Origin of the sequence: Cytobacillus oceanisediminis 2691, from assembly GCF_007678455.1 — a bacterium.
Taxonomy (GTDB): Bacteria; Bacillota; Bacilli; order Bacillales; family Cytobacillaceae; genus Mesobacillus; species Mesobacillus oceanisediminis_A.
In genome coordinates this window covers 347,186-360,990 of the sequence record NZ_VEEP01000001.1, presented here as the reverse complement: position 1 = coordinate 360,990, position 13,805 = coordinate 347,186, and the positions used below count along the sequence as shown (strand labels likewise).

15 protein-coding genes are annotated in these 13,805 nt (G+C 41.7%); 2 read left to right on the top strand and 13 right to left on the bottom strand.

The window, feature by feature from the left end; genetic code table 11:
- Positions 1-140 precede the first annotated feature (140 nt).
- Together treC and treP are read right to left on the bottom strand one after the other, a co-directional pair.
- Positions 141-1,826, bottom strand: coding sequence for an alpha,alpha-phosphotrehalase (treC, locus tag FS736_RS01820; protein WP_144474646.1), 1,686 nt, complete (start codon positions 1,824-1,826; stop codon positions 141-143).
- 38 nt (positions 1,827-1,864) lie between these two features.
- Positions 1,865-3,271, bottom strand: coding sequence for a PTS system trehalose-specific EIIBC component (treP, locus tag FS736_RS01815; RefSeq protein ID WP_144474645.1), 1,407 nt, complete (start codon positions 3,269-3,271; stop codon positions 1,865-1,867).
- Positions 3,272-3,555: 284 nt separating this feature from the next.
- Between treP and FS736_RS01810 the strand changes: the two genes are divergently transcribed.
- Both FS736_RS01810 and FS736_RS01805 read left to right on the top strand, forming a co-directional pair.
- Complete coding sequence (locus FS736_RS01810) at positions 3,556-4,008, top strand: YkvA family protein (protein WP_144474644.1); 453 nt, start codon at positions 3,556-3,558, stop codon at positions 4,006-4,008.
- A gap of 171 nt (positions 4,009-4,179) precedes the next feature.
- Positions 4,180-4,416 (top strand): hypothetical protein, encoded by a 237-nt coding sequence (locus tag FS736_RS01805; RefSeq protein ID WP_144474643.1) that lies wholly within the window; start codon positions 4,180-4,182, stop codon positions 4,414-4,416.
- 40 nt (positions 4,417-4,456) lie between these two features.
- On the opposite strand, the gene FS736_RS01800 is transcribed toward FS736_RS01805, so the two are convergent.
- The 11 genes from FS736_RS01800 to FS736_RS01750 all read right to left on the bottom strand — a co-directional run bounded on the left by FS736_RS01800 (position 4,457) and on the right by FS736_RS01750 (position 13,397).
- Positions 4,457-5,326, bottom strand: a complete 870-nt coding sequence (locus FS736_RS01800; protein ID WP_144474642.1) for a carbohydrate ABC transporter permease — start codon at positions 5,324-5,326, stop codon at positions 4,457-4,459.
- On the bottom strand, positions 5,323-6,315 hold the full coding sequence (locus FS736_RS01795) for a carbohydrate ABC transporter permease (RefSeq protein WP_144474641.1): 993 nt from the start codon (positions 6,313-6,315) through the stop codon (positions 5,323-5,325). Before FS736_RS01795 ends, FS736_RS01800 begins: the two co-directional genes overlap by 4 nt.
- A gap of 136 nt (positions 6,316-6,451) precedes the next feature.
- Positions 6,452-7,744, bottom strand: a complete 1,293-nt coding sequence (locus FS736_RS01790) for an ABC transporter substrate-binding protein (RefSeq protein ID WP_144474640.1) — start codon at positions 7,742-7,744, stop codon at positions 6,452-6,454.
- 135 nt (positions 7,745-7,879) lie between these two features.
- On the bottom strand, positions 7,880-8,497 hold the full coding sequence (locus FS736_RS01785) for a YhfM domain-containing protein (protein WP_144474639.1): 618 nt from the start codon (positions 8,495-8,497) through the stop codon (positions 7,880-7,882).
- Positions 8,481-9,008, bottom strand: coding sequence for an RNA polymerase sigma factor (locus FS736_RS01780; RefSeq protein WP_144474638.1), 528 nt, complete (start codon positions 9,006-9,008; stop codon positions 8,481-8,483). The genes FS736_RS01785 and FS736_RS01780 overlap by 17 nt, the downstream gene beginning before the upstream one ends.
- Before the next feature lie 249 nt (positions 9,009-9,257).
- Positions 9,258-9,392, bottom strand: coding sequence for a YjcZ family sporulation protein (locus tag FS736_RS01775; protein ID WP_144474637.1), 135 nt, complete (start codon positions 9,390-9,392; stop codon positions 9,258-9,260).
- A gap of 26 nt (positions 9,393-9,418) precedes the next feature.
- A complete protein-coding gene (locus FS736_RS01770; RefSeq protein WP_079508178.1) occupies positions 9,419-9,517 on the bottom strand; it encodes a YjcZ family sporulation protein in 99 nt (32 codons plus the stop codon).
- Between the two features lie 148 nt (positions 9,518-9,665).
- Positions 9,666-10,031 carry a hypothetical protein gene (locus FS736_RS01765; protein WP_186326634.1) on the bottom strand — a complete coding sequence of 122 codons (366 nt, stop codon included), beginning with the start codon at positions 10,029-10,031 and terminating at the stop codon, positions 9,666-9,668.
- Between the two features lie 154 nt (positions 10,032-10,185).
- Positions 10,186-10,485: a metal-sulfur cluster assembly factor gene (locus tag FS736_RS01760; RefSeq protein ID WP_186326633.1), complete on the bottom strand. Its 300-nt coding sequence runs from the start codon at positions 10,483-10,485 to the stop codon at positions 10,186-10,188.
- 508 nt (positions 10,486-10,993) lie between these two features.
- Entirely contained in the window at positions 10,994-12,466 is a 1,473-nt protein-coding gene (locus FS736_RS01755) for a UDP-N-acetylmuramoyl-L-alanyl-D-glutamate--2,6-diaminopimelate ligase (RefSeq protein ID WP_144474635.1), read from the bottom strand.
- A gap of 199 nt (positions 12,467-12,665) precedes the next feature.
- On the bottom strand, positions 12,666-13,397 hold the full coding sequence (locus FS736_RS01750; RefSeq protein ID WP_144474634.1) for a protein-glutamine gamma-glutamyltransferase: 732 nt from the start codon (positions 13,395-13,397) through the stop codon (positions 12,666-12,668).
- Between the last annotated feature and the right edge of the window lie 408 nt (positions 13,398-13,805).

The following is a 13,805-nucleotide window of genomic DNA, read 5'->3' as shown; positions in this document are numbered from 1 at the left end:
TACAGTTTTGCAGTTTATCTCTACGGTTACGACCATATTCTCTACGAACTCCAGGTTAATCTCTACGAAAATGACCTTATTCTCTACATTTTCCAATAAACAGAAAAAGTGGAGGCCTCATTCAGGCCTCCACAAATGATTTATTTCGTTAAATGATACACTACAGATTCGTACGGACGAAGCTTGACCCGTGACACATCTTTACTCGAATCGGCATAGTTAGAGAGCAGGATTTCTACCTTAAAGCCCTCAGTTTCCACTGTATTCGGCAATTCAAACACCGTATCTACACCATAAAAATTGTTCACAACAAGCAGCTTTTCATCCTGTCCGTTCCTGACATATGCAAAAAGTTCTGGATGTTCTTCAAGAATCAGCTGGTAATCACCATATGTGATGATGTCGTATTGCTTTCGTAGTTGAATCAGCTTTTTATAATGATAGAAAACTGAATTTTCATCTGCAAGCGCATTTTCAACATTTACACTCTGATAATTTTTCGCTGCATCAATCCATGGAATCCCTTTTGTGAAGCCGGCGTGCTCCTCGGCATTCCACTGAACTGGCGTCCGAGAATTATCACGTGACTTGCTCTGCAGGATTTTTAGGATTTTCTCTTCAGGCATGCCTTCTTCTTTTTTGATTTTATACATATTCAAGGATTCCACATCTCGATAATCCTCAATTTTTTCAAAATAAGGATTGGTCATGCCTATTTCTTCACCTTGATAAATATAAGGTGTACCTTGCATCATATGGATTGCAGTCCCAAGCATTTTAGCAGATTCCCGGTGGTATTCACCGTCATTTCCATAACGGGAAACAACACGCGGCTGGTCATGGTTGCACCAGAACAGAGCATTCCATCCCCCGCCCTTATGCATTTCTTCTTGCCATAATGATAATATCCGCTTAAGTGCGAGGAAGTCGAAATCAGCCAGTGTCCATTTATCGCCGTTTTCATAATCGACCTTTAAATGATGGAAATTGAATGTCATGCTCAATTCGTTCCGCTCTGGATTCGAGTATTTGATGCAGTTCTCAATCGTGGTCGAAGACATCTCGCCGACCGTCATGCTGTCATATTTAGAGAATACTTCTCGATTCATTTCCTGCAGATACTCATGGACTCGAGGGCCATCTGTGTAAAATTTACGGCCGTCTCCCGGAGGCACCGAGCCGTCATCTTCAGGGAAGTCCTGGTCCTTTGAGATCAGATTGATGACATCAAGCCTGAAGCCATCAACGCCTTTTTTGAACCAGAAATGCATCATTTCATAAACTTCATTACGAAGCTGTTCATTTTCCCAGTTCAAATCAGCCTGGGTCACATCGAATAAATGAAGATAGTATTGTCCTGTCGCCTCATCATACTCCCAGGCATTTCCTCCAAATTTGGACTCCCAATTGGTCGGGGCACTTCCATCCTCTTTTGGATCCTTCCAAATATAATAGTTACGGTATGGACTATCCTTGGATTTCCTTGCATCCTGGAACCACTCATGCTCAGTTGATGAGTGGTTCACAACGATATCCATGATCAGCTTGATGCCGCGTTTATGTGCTTCTTCAAGAAGACGATCGAACTCTTCCATCGTCCCGTATTCCTCATAGATCTTGAAGTAATCCTTAATATCGTAACCGTTATCCCGCTGAGGTGAATCATAGATTGGCGTAAGCCAGATGACATCCACACCCAGTTCTTTTAAATAATCAAGTTTGGCGATAATCCCCGGAAGGTCGCCTGTTCCATTGCCGGTCGTATCACAAAAACTCTTTGGATAGATTTGATAGACAACCGATTTTTTCCACCATGGTTCAGTCATGATAAAACTTCCACCTCCATCAGGATTAATCTAGCTGTTTATGCTTCTTTTTTCTTTCTCGTCTTTGCCATAATGAATGTCAGTACAAACGGTACAACGAGCGCAATGCCCATTCCGATAAAGAACACACCCCAGAATTCAGTGAAGATTGAAAGGAATGCCGGCAGGCCTCCCACACCGATTGATGGTGCCATAACACCACGAAGCGTGATGACGATTCCCGCGATTGCAGAACCGATGATTGCTGCAATGAATGGATATCTGTAGCGCAGATTCACACCGAACATGGCAGGCTCGGTAATTCCAAGCCATGCAGAAATGGCCGAAGTCATGGAAAGACCTTTTAATTTCTCATTATCTTTTTCAGCGAACATCATTGCAAAAGCAGCCGAGCCCTGAGCGATGTTTGAAAGTGCAACCATCGGCCAGAGGAATGTTCCGCCAATTGATCCGATCAGCTGCAAGTCAACCGCAAGGAAGGTATGGTGCATACCAGTGATAACGAGCGGTGCATAAAGTCCGCCGTAAATTAAACCGCCAAGTGCAGGTGCTGCATCAAAAATTCCGACAACACCGTCTGTAATCAGGTTCCCAATCGCAAAAGTAATCGGCCCTATCACGATGAATGACAGGAAACCAGTTACCAATAAAGCAATCGGAGCTACCGTCAACAACTGAAAAGCATCAGGGATACGCTTTCGTAAGAAAATTTCCATTTTCGCAAGTACATAAGAAGCTAACAATACTGGTAATACTTGTCCTTGATAGCCAACTTTCTCAACAGTCAGTCCAAATAAATTCCATGTAGGGATTTCTTTTGCTGCTCCGTATCCCCATGCATTCAGCAGGTCAGGGTGGACGAGCATAAGTCCCAATACAATACCAAGAAGCGGACTTCCGCCAAATTTATTTACCGCACTCCAGCCAATCAAACCAGGCAGGAACACGAACGCAGTATTGGCAATTAAATTGATGATGCTGGCAAAATCAGCCCAGCCAGTATACACATCAATTAACGCCTTACCTTCAAAGAAGATATTCTTTCCGGTCAGGATATTATTGATACCCATCAATAAACCAGCAGTCACGATCGCTGGCAGGATTGGAATGAAGATATCGGCAAGTGTCTTGATCGCCCTTTGCAGGGGATTCAAGTTTTGCGCTGCCGCATCTTTGATTTCTTGTTTTGAAGCTTCTCCTATTCCGGTAATCGCTACCATTTCAGCGTATACCTTATCGACAAGACCCTGGCCAATGACTACCTGGTATTGACCATTCGCAGAAAATGACCCTTTTACAAGGTCATTATTCTCTAGCTGATCCTTGTCCACTTTTCCTTCATCCTTTAAAGCAAAACGAAGCCTTGTCACACAATGAGTAGCCGCGGCGATATTCTCTTTGCCGCCCACAGCCTCAACAATTTGTTCAACTGCTTTGCGATCCATAGTTTCTCTCCTCCTGTTACCGTTTTCATTTAATATAAAAAAATTGCTTTGAACCAAAACACTTGTATATACATCATGTTTACGCTCTCATTGTACTTGTATATACAAGATAAGTCAATTATTTTAATCATCTTCTACATTCCCCAAAAACAGTAATAAAAACCGCCATCACAAGATGACAGCTGCTTGTGAAAAATATTACCAGATAACAGTTTTGTTTTGATTACCGTTATCTAAGGGTAAAAATATAAAATAATGAAACTGAGACGGAAGGGTGTTTTTTCATGTTAGGTACAAAAAAATTTGAAGAAGGCTATAAAAGATTTGAATCAAAAGCTAAAGAGTATATCAAGCGGCCAGAAAAAACGGATATTCTTTTAAAGGATGCAGGCAAAAAGGCTGATGAGAACAAAGGGGTCCTTGCTGAAAGTTGGGACAACCTCCAGCTTTTGTTCGAATTAGTCGGAGCCTGGCGGCGTGGAGAATACCGAAAAATACCGACTGGATCAATAGTGACCATCATTGCCGCAATCATTTACTTTGTATCTCCCATCGATTTTATACCAGACTTCCTGATTGGGCTTGGAATAGTCGATGATGCTGCCGTGATTGGATTTGTTCTGAAACAAATCACCAACGATTTGGAAAAATTCAGTCTCTGGAAGGAAAATCAGGGTACAAATCATCTCATCATAGAAGAGACCCCACATGAAAGCAACACGCCAACTCTGAACTAGCCCGAATTTTACGGGCTTTTTTTCTTGGGAAAATTCCTGGTACAAAAGATGGTTTTTGGCGAATAAACATTTTGTCCTATTCTAATCCAATCATCTATTCCGTACCTTAAAGTAATAGTAAATTTTTTACAAAGTTTACTATCTGCTATTGAAAAATAAGGGGGAAGAATCATGCAAAAGCTATTCATGTTGACCTTTGTTTTGTTGCTTGTTTTCTCTGGTTCTGTCATTGCCTCTTCTGCTCAAAATCCAAACAGGAATACCAGTCCAACAGAGGATTATAAAAGTAAGACCGATATAAATCCTGAGGGCTATACATGCTGGCAATGCACAAAATATGCCTACTATAATGGTTACAGAACCTGTGTCTCTGGCGTATGGCTAACCACCTGCCCGGTAACAAATTAACCTCAAAAAAGGATGCTGAATTTTTTCAGCATCCTTTTTTTCATCCCTTTGTTCCGGATGAGATATTCGAGCCTTCTATGAAGTACTTTTGGAAAAAGAAGAATAACAGAATAACTGGCAGCAATACCGTGACAGACATTGCCATCAAATAATGCCACTGCGTCTGGACAGTACCTTTGAAGGTTTGCAGACCAATCTGCAAGGTGTACATGCTTTCATCATTGATGTACAGCAGTGGTCCCAACAGGTCATTCCATGCACCATTGAAAGAGAAAATTGCTACAGTAATCAAAGCGGGCTTTGTCAGTGGCAGCATGATATGCCACCAGATCTGCAAATGGCCCGCTCCATCAAGTACGGCCGCCTCGATCAGTTCATTCGGAATCCCCATCATGAACTGGCGGAGCAGGAATATGAAAAAAGCACTGCCAAGAAATGCTGGAACGAGCAAAGGCAAGTATGTGTTCACCCAGCCAAGTTTTGAAAAAAGGATATATTGCGGCACCATCGTCACAAATCCGGGGATAAGCATGGTTGAGAGAACCAGTACAAATAAAGCATTCCTGCCCCTGAATTTAATTTTCGCAAAGCCATAAGCCACCAATGAGTTAACAACTACACTTCCGATGGTTCCGACGGTCGCAAGGAAAAGAGTATTCAAAGCCCAACGAGTGAAAGGCGCAGTCTGCCAGGCCTCGATATAATTGTTGAAATTGAACTCCTCAGGAAAAAACGTCGGGGGATATTGCGCAATCTCAGCAGGTGATTTCAATGATGTCGAGATCATCCACCATAATGGCAGTAAAATCAGCGTACTGCCGGCAATCAGCAACAGCGTCACAAATGTATGTCTTACCCTATCTTTGAACTTCTTAGTCTCATGAAATTTTGGGGCTGTCGTTGAACTCATTTGCCGTCACCCCCTTCATAATGCACCCATCTTTTCCCGAGCTTCATATTCACTGCCGTCAGGATCATTACAATGATGAACAACAGCCATGCCATTGCGGACGCATAACCCATGTTAAAAATCTCAAAGGCGTTGTTCCACATATGCAGATTATAGAATAATAGGGAATTTCCAGGGCCGCCACTTCCGTTTTCGGTCATTACATATGCTTCCTGGAAGATTTGGAAAGCACCAATGGTACTTGTGATGACATCAAAAAAGATGATCGGAGAAATCATTGGCAATGTGATATGATAAAACTTTTGCCATGGCGAAGCTCCCTCAATGTCTGCCGCCTCATACATTTGAGGCGATACCCCTTGCATGATGGCCAGGTATAATAGCATTCCTCCGCCAACACTCCACATTTTCATCAATAACAATGCAGGCTTGGTCCATTCAGGATCAAACAGCCAGGCCGGCCCATCAATGCCGAACCAGCCGAGCATTGTGTTCACAAGGCCAGTCGAAGGACTCAAAAGCTGCATCCAGAGAAAGTAGACTGCTACACCGGATAAGACCGCCGGAAGATAATAGATTGTCCGGAAAAACTTCATCCCCTTGATCTTCTGATTCAGCAGGACGGCCAGAATAATCGCTCCCGCAGTGGTCAATGGTACCGAGAAAACAACATAATAAATGGTATTAAAAAGAGAAGTGCGGAATAAATCGTCCATTGTAAACATGCGTTTATAGTTTTCCAAACCGATGAAATTCATTTTCGAGGTAATATTGTAATCTGTGAAACTTGCTGCCAGACTGAACAGCAATGGGCCCAGAGTCAGCCCGAGAAATCCTATGATCCATGGGGAAATGAATAAGTAACCAGCCAGATTATCTTTCGCTTTCTTGCTGAGGCCCTTACGTTGGGTTGCTGCGGCAGCTTTACGTTCACTTATTACTTTTGACCCAGCTTTTGTGTGCACTATTGTACTTTCCGATGACTTCATACTTTCCTAAACCCCCTTGTTGCATATAAATGAAAACGATAATTCAGAAAAAATAATTCAACCATCTTTTTAGTATTTTGACAAAAGAACCTTATCAAAAAGAGAAGGGCGGAATGCGCCTTCTCTTTTTCTTACATTACTTCTTCATTTTTTCAATATCTTCTTCCGCTTGCTTCAATGCTTTTTCAGGAGCTGTTTTTCCTAATAAGGCATTGTCGATGTGCGGGTTCAATCTGCTCTGATAATCTGGATACTCAACAGGTACCGGGAACATCTTTGTTTGTTCCAGATTTTTGACTGAAGCTTCATAAACCATTTTATCCGGCCCTTCGAGTTCTTCCAGAGCTGCTTCAGCTGCTTCAATATTCGCTACATTGTCATAGTTTTTGACAGCCCAATATTTCTGGGCCTCAACATCTGTCAAATATTTAATAAAGTCCATGGCTTCTTTTGGATGCTTGGAACCTTTTGGTACTTCAACGACGAAACCGCCGCCTTCTGCCCAATTCCCCGCTCCTGCTTCTTTGGCTGGAATTGGTGCAACGCCAAATTCAACATCCTGACCATAATCACGTAATTGTGTATAGAATGTGCCTACATCAACCCACATCGCAACTTTTCCTGCGATGAAAGGATTTGACTGTTCACTGCCGAATTCTGCCTGGAAAGCCTGTACTGTACTTTCACCAAGACGCTCTTTCCAATCAAGAATCCAATTTAGTGCTTCCACTTTTTTCGGAGTGTTGATTGCCAGCTCTCCATCCTCAATGAAGCCTTTGCCATCATCTGCGTTCGTCATCCAGCTGGAAGCGCCGACACTTCCCCACAGCGGATAGAATCCAACGCGATCATATTTATCGCCATTTTTCACATCTAATTTTTGAGCATATTCTTCAAGTTCAGCCCAGGTTGCTGGTGGCTTGTTTGGATCAAGTCCAGCTTCTTTGAAAGCTTTTTTGTTATAAAAAAGAAGACGCGTATCAGTATTGAATGGTACTGCGTATGTATTTCCTTCATGTTCGACTGTATCCCAAAGATGAGGATAAAACTGCTGCTTGAATGAATCATCAACATACTTGCTTAAATCCTCAACCTGCTTGTTTTCAGCACGCTGGGCAACAGTATTGATATCATTAACGATGACATCTGCTGGATTTCCTGCAGCAACGGATGCAAGGTTCTTTGTCCAAATATCACCCCATGGCAGGAATGTGTGCTTCACAAAAACTTTGTCCTGGGACTTGTTGTAATCATCAATGATTTTTTCGATGATCGGACGACGTGTTTCTGATCCCCAGAATGTCCAGAAATCAACAATGACTTTCCCGTCTTTCGTTTTTTCTGCTTCTCCGCTCTGCTCCCCTGAGCATCCAGCCAGCAAGCCGATAAGCATGGTTGCTGCAATAAGTAATGCTAGACCTCTCTTCATCTCTGATCCTCCTGTATATTCAAGTTGATTAATAAGTACAACCTCACTTTTACCACCTTTTTCGGGTCTCTAAACTTTTTTTCGATATTTTTTTAAATATAAGACAAAAGGATCATCAAAAAATAAAAAACAGGCTCAAAACTGAACCTGTTCTTCCATGTCTCTGATCATCGCAATGACTTTTTCCGACTTATCTTTTTCAATTTTGTATATACGTTGTTCTTTAATCTTTTTGATATAAACCTTATCACCGTCAATCCATAATTTGCATTTATCCGGCTTCCGGTTTTCATAAATCACCAATATATCATACGCTTGATCCAGGGATTTGACCTCCTTTACGCTGCTTTGCCCATTGAGAGTCCTATTCAGTGTCTCCATCCAGGAAGGATCATCAATAATGGTCACTCCTTTTCTAGTCAGGTTCGAGTGCAGATTAAAAAGGTCACCCGAATCCGATTTGGTGAGATACGTTATGACAGGAGCGCTTGTCGCCAAGACTTGTGCCGGATTAGAAGCAGTTTGGCCATCATATGCTGGAGTTTGGACTTCCGTAAAAAGGAATGCTGCACAGGCTAGGACCATCACAAATGTCAGGAAACTGCCTGTCCAGTGTTTTACTATGTAGTTCAGCTGTCTTCCTGGCTTTCCATTTTGGAGGATAGTATTATAGGTTTTCCTTTTTTGAATTTCCGACCTAGGTATCTGGTTTAGATTCCTGAAGCTATCTTCTAGTTCAAATGATTTCCTCAATTAGTTCCCCTCTTCTCTTCAACTCTTTTTTTAGGGCGGCCATTGCCCTGGAAGTGGTGATTTTCACTTTACTTTCGCTCCATCCAAGAATCAAGGCAGTTTCCCTAATTGAAAATTCCTTGATCTTCCTTAAAATCAACACTTCCTGGTAACTTAGCTTCAATGCTTTGATTGCTTTGTAAAGAAGCGATGTCTTTTCTCCTTTTACGATAATCTCTACCGGAGAAGGCTGACTTGATTGGATCGCATACTTGTCCAATGAAAAAAACCGCAGCCTTCTTCCCCTTCTTAAGTGGTCAATCGCCACATTCCGTGCTATTTTCACCAGCCATGTGAAAATTTGCGAGTCTCCATTAAATTGGTTAATGTTCTTGTACACTCTTAGAAAAGTTTCCTGGGTTAAATCTTCCGCGACTTCCTTCTTTCCTGTCAATAGCAGCAGATAGCCGAATACCTTATCACTGTATTCCTCATATACCTTTTGGAAATGAATGTTGTAATAATCGCTCAAATTTCTCCCCCCTTTTACAAACAGTTAGACGAACAAGCACGAAAAAAGCAACACTATTTTCGGAATATTTTTAATTTATCTAAAAATAACAGGAATTTATATTTTTTTCATCGTGCTATATAACCAAAATTGTGTCCGATAATATGAAAAAGGTGCTTGAACCAATGGCTCAAACACCTTTTTATCACTAACATCGATCACTTATCGCTCAAGGCGCTTGTCGTAACTGACCAAGACGCTAGAGTATCATTAGTAGCGATAGCATGAGCAGCCGACGATAATCAAGAGGATAAACAGCACAACGATCAATACAAATCCGCTGCCGTATCCAACTCCTCCTACGCCATAGCCGCCATAACCACAGCATCCGCCATATCCGTACATTTTAAAACCTCCTATTGAAGTTCACTTTAGTAACCGAAACCCCAAGACGCTCCGATAATGATTAAAAGAATGAACAAAACAACAAGCAAAGCAAAACCTCCGCCGTAGCCGCATCCATCTGACATCGTAACAACCTCCTTTTTTTGTGTCCCTATATCCTATTCAACCCGGGACATTTGTGCAATTAAACACCAAAAAAAATACTAGCCCAATTCAATATTTAAAAAATGCCAATAAAAAAAAGAACCATGGAGGTTCTCTTTCTGCCTGTTGCTATCCAATTTTTTGCATTTGGACTTCCTCGTTCGCATACAAAAACTCATATGTAATCAACGGCTTCACCGGTATTTCCAGCCATCTTGATATTCCATTGTTCGTCAGTTTTTCCCTGTATACCGGCTTGCAGTCTTCAAGCAGGCAAATCCTCAATGTCTCAAACCCGCTTAATTCCAGCACTGCCCTTTCAATTTCCTGTCTCTCCTCCGGACTGGAAAGCACATTATCCTTTTTCGGCTCCAGCAGGACGACGATCAATTCTTTCCTCATCTGTTTCTCCAATTCCATCCTTGCAAACGCCAGTTTCTTTAATGTCCTGTTCAATTTCCACAAGTTGATTCCTGATATTTTTTTATAAATCATAATTAATGCCTCCATTTTTCCCCCAACTCACATTCTAAAAGACAATTCGTTTAAAAGTAAACTTATATTGGGGTATGGAAGAAATTCCAAGATAACTTTTGTAGAATGGAAACAAAAAAAGATCGCAATATAAGCTGCAATCTTCTCACTTATGTTAAAGATCCAGTAAAAATTTCGCATATCTCGTCATGCGATCCTTAGTCCATTTTGGGGCGGAAACCATTTTGATGTCGATATGCTCCAGGTTTTTTATCTGGTCTGTCAAATGTTCCCTAGCAGAGAGGGCGATATAGTCAGCAAGCATACAGTTCTCATTCCTGGTGGTCATCACGATTTCCACATCACGATCGTCCTTGACACTGACTTCATAGACAAGGCCAAGGTTCACAATATCGACTCCCAGCATTGGTTCTTTTACCTCTTCGAGCATTTTATAAATATCCACTTTATCCATATTGAGTACCTCCTCCCGCAAAGTCATGCCTTATAATACTTACTTATATGATAAAAGATGGTGGAAAAAATTTGGAGTTAATCACATCACATTTCATATTATTGTCATGATTAAAAGGCTAATTTGTGTCATTTCCTTACAAAAAGGTTTATTTTAAAAATGCTCTGTTAAACAAGACTGTTGATTTTCGTTCCAGGCGCTTCGCTTTCCGCGGGGGAAGAATTATGAAAAAGCTCAAGTGCCAGCTTTTTCAAAGACCAAATTCTTCTTGGCTGGCGCTGAGCCTCCTCGTCGCTTGCTCCTGCGGGGTCTCACCTGACCAGCTGCGCCCGCAGGACACTGAATTGCATCCTCGAATCAGCCCACGCCCGATGGAAATGCGTTAGCATTTTCGGAGGAGTCTACGCGTCTTCCACTACTATCAACAGATGTAAAAACAACATTCGGCTTTAACAGATCATTTAAAAGAATAAATCCACAGGCTGTAACTACTCAGCCTGTGGATTGTTCAACCGATTATTTTTTCTTTATCCTGCTGTTTTTGTAAGTATAACAGCGTCTCTTTATCGGAAGATGTGGGAAGTTCATATATGGTCTGATATTCCTCGGGTCCTTTGCCGGTGATGAGGACCCATTCACCCATCCCGGCACTTTCCCAAGCTTCCTGGATCGCAATCGTCCTGTCGGTGATTACCCTTCCCTTTTTCATCCCAAACCGTTCATTCAATTCCTTCAGCTCATTCTCCATTTCATCTTCTGAAACGCCGTTCAAGTCATCGAATGTCAAAATGAATTCATCACTCATGGCCGCAGACGTCTTTACCATATGCTCTCTCTTCGTCTTGTCCCGCTCTCCGCGAAACCCGAATATATGCTTTATCTTCACAGCATCATGTTCTTGTGCCGCATGCAGACAATATTCTATCGCGTCCTGCGTGTGGGCATAGTCAATAATGAATGTTGCACCTTCTGGATGTGAAATCATTTCGAACCTCCCCGGCACACCAGGGAACGTCTTTAATGCATCAGTGATCACATCAGGGTGAATGCCGATTTTTATTGCTGTCAAAAAGGCCATTGCAGCATTATAGACATTATGGAGACCAGGAGAAGGGAAACTTAAAGAATAGACAATCCCTCCCATCTTGACATCAAACCTTGTCGAACCATTCAGCCTGATATCCTCTATTTTCAAATCATCTGTTTCGTGATTCCCCATTGAATAGACAGGGATTTCCTTGGCACTTAATAGATCGGCCAGCTTTTCTCCCCACTCGGTCAACATGCTGACAACTGCTGAACCTTCTTGCTTCATGTAATTGTACATCAGTGTTTTTGCCTCGAAATAATCCTCAATCGTCGGATGATAATCCAGATGGTCATGGGAAAGGTTCGTGAACAATCCGTAATCCAGTTCCAATCCTTCAATACGATATTGCTTCAAGGCATGTGATGATATCTCAAGAACAACAAATTCATCATTGCTGGCTGCCATTAATTCCTGGATTTGCAAAGCATCCGGAGTAGTATTCGAAGGCTTGTACACTTCATTATTTATAATATAAGACACCGTTCCGAGCAAAGAACAGCTTTTGCCGGCATGCTCAAGAATATGCTTTAATATATAAGAAACCGTCGTTTTTCCATTTGTGCCTGTAATGCCAATCACTGTATGCTTCCTTGACGGATGTTGATAATAAGTACTTGCAGCTCTCCCTAGAGCCAGTCTGCTGTCAAATACCTGGATATACGGTACAGCAAGTTCAAGCTCATTTTCTCCAATAACGGCAGCAGCACCTTTTTCAATTGCTTCTTGAATAAACTGGTGACCATCAATTTGAAAACCAGAAATCGCAACAAACAAATCCCCAGGCTTCACCTTGCGTGAATCCATTTGTATACCTGTCAATTCAGGATCTGCATCGTTTATGTATTTTTTCAAACTGTTGCCGAGGGCTTCAAGTACTTTTGATAATCTCATTTCCAAAACTCCCTTTTTAACTGCCTATAAATTCCACATTCGGAACCTAGAAACGTATAGAATATGTCTCTTTTTATATTCCCCCAATTTCTAAAACTATGCCTCGTAAATTGTATAAGAAATCGCTTTAAAAAAAATGAGCAGAAAGGAGCAGCAAAAAAGACCGGCAATACAGCCAGCCTTTTACTGTTTTCTGGGATTATCTGTCGGAGAACTGGGACAAGTATTTCGAGTTCAGCCTGCTATGTTGCTGCAGCATAAAGGCAGATGTTGTCGAGCCTTCTTTCCGAAGGGTGTTAAGTGCCTCGATCATTTCCTTCGCCGTGCCAATTCCAATTCCATGCCCATAGTATAGCCCTTTTCCCAGAACAACCGCGTTTTCGCCTCGCCAGATGGGCATTTCGAAATCGGGATTCATGAAATAGACGACATCGCCGGGGATGAACTCACTCCCTTCCAAGGTGATGATGGCTAAATCAGGGTCATAATTCCAGTTCCATACAAGCAGCCCCCTGAATAAATAGTTAAAATCCGCCACTCTGATGGATTCAAGGACTGCTTTATAAAAAATGATCACCATTGCGGTAGAGCATTCAAACCCATACTCCTGCCCATTGTTAAAAATATCAGATATGGCATCAGACGGCCGTACATTTGGATTCAAAAGATAACCACTTGGTCCTTTTGTCCAATAAATCGGATTGAATTTAGAGTATTTGAATGAAGTGAAGGCCACCGAAGCATCTTTCAGTTTCAGTGCCGCTTCAATGATATTTTCCCTGAGCCTGATTTCAAATAGGAGCTGAAAGGTTGAATCAAACTCAAACAAAGTCAGGCTATGATCCAGATGGTCGTATATTTCCCTCTGTTTCCCAGACAGATTTTGCAGCTTTTGCTTGCCTGCAGCATCTGGAAACCGGATGATAATCATCACGCTCCCCCTCCATATCCAAATAATTAAACATACATTCTAACTATATGAAGTTTCCTGGCACAAAAGACATTGGACAGGGTGGTTAATTGGAATTCACGATTTAATTGTTTATGGTGAATACTGGTCAATTCCGTACCCCGCATTTATGAAAATCATTCGGTTGTACTTTGAGGTATTTAATGGGTGCTGCCTTTATCCATTTTGTATGAGGGCTTCCCTGCTCACAGTGGAGTTTGTTTTAAATTGGTATGAAAGGGTATTTTCAATTAAAAGGAGGTTTTATCATGCCAGAAAAAAACACAATGATGGTTCACCAGAACAGGAGAATAAGCAAGCGCACAAAAAGGATATCGAGCCTCAAAGGGATCCAGTAAAACCTCAGGAAGAGTCGAAAAATGATAAGTA

Excerpts from the sequence above, each read along its gene's own strand:
- FS736_RS01770 (WP_079508178.1), bottom strand. The coding sequence starts at position 9,517 with ATGTCAGATGGATGCGGCTACGGCGGAGGTTTTGCTTTGCTTGTTGTT.
- FS736_RS01810 (WP_144474644.1), top strand. The coding sequence starts at position 3,556 with ATGTTAGGTACAAAAAAATTTGAAGAAGGCTATAAAAGATTTGAATCA.
- FS736_RS01765 (WP_186326634.1), bottom strand. The coding sequence starts at position 10,031 with ATGATTTATAAAAAAATATCAGGAATCAACTTGTGGAAATTGAACAGG.
- treP (WP_144474645.1), bottom strand. The coding sequence starts at position 3,271 with ATGGATCGCAAAGCAGTTGAACAAATTGTTGAGGCTGTGGGCGGCAAA.
- FS736_RS01800 (WP_144474642.1), bottom strand. The coding sequence starts at position 5,326 with ATGAGTTCAACGACAGCCCCAAAATTTCATGAGACTAAGAAGTTCAAA.
- FS736_RS01775 (WP_144474637.1), bottom strand. The coding sequence starts at position 9,392 with ATGTACGGATATGGCGGATGCTGTGGTTATGGCGGCTATGGCGTAGGA.
- FS736_RS01805 (WP_144474643.1), top strand. The coding sequence starts at position 4,180 with ATGCAAAAGCTATTCATGTTGACCTTTGTTTTGTTGCTTGTTTTCTCT.
- FS736_RS01760 (WP_186326633.1), bottom strand. The coding sequence starts at position 10,485 with ATGGATAAAGTGGATATTTATAAAATGCTCGAAGAGGTAAAAGAACCA.
- FS736_RS01750 (WP_144474634.1), bottom strand. The coding sequence starts at position 13,397 with ATGATTATCATCCGGTTTCCAGATGCTGCAGGCAAGCAAAAGCTGCAA.
- treC (WP_144474646.1), bottom strand. The coding sequence starts at position 1,826 with ATGACTGAACCATGGTGGAAAAAATCGGTTGTCTATCAAATCTATCCA.
- FS736_RS01795 (WP_144474641.1), bottom strand. The coding sequence starts at position 6,315 with ATGAAGTCATCGGAAAGTACAATAGTGCACACAAAAGCTGGGTCAAAA.
- FS736_RS01755 (WP_144474635.1), bottom strand. The coding sequence starts at position 12,466 with ATGAGATTATCAAAAGTACTTGAAGCCCTCGGCAACAGTTTGAAAAAA.
- FS736_RS01790 (WP_144474640.1), bottom strand. The coding sequence starts at position 7,744 with ATGAAGAGAGGTCTAGCATTACTTATTGCAGCAACCATGCTTATCGGC.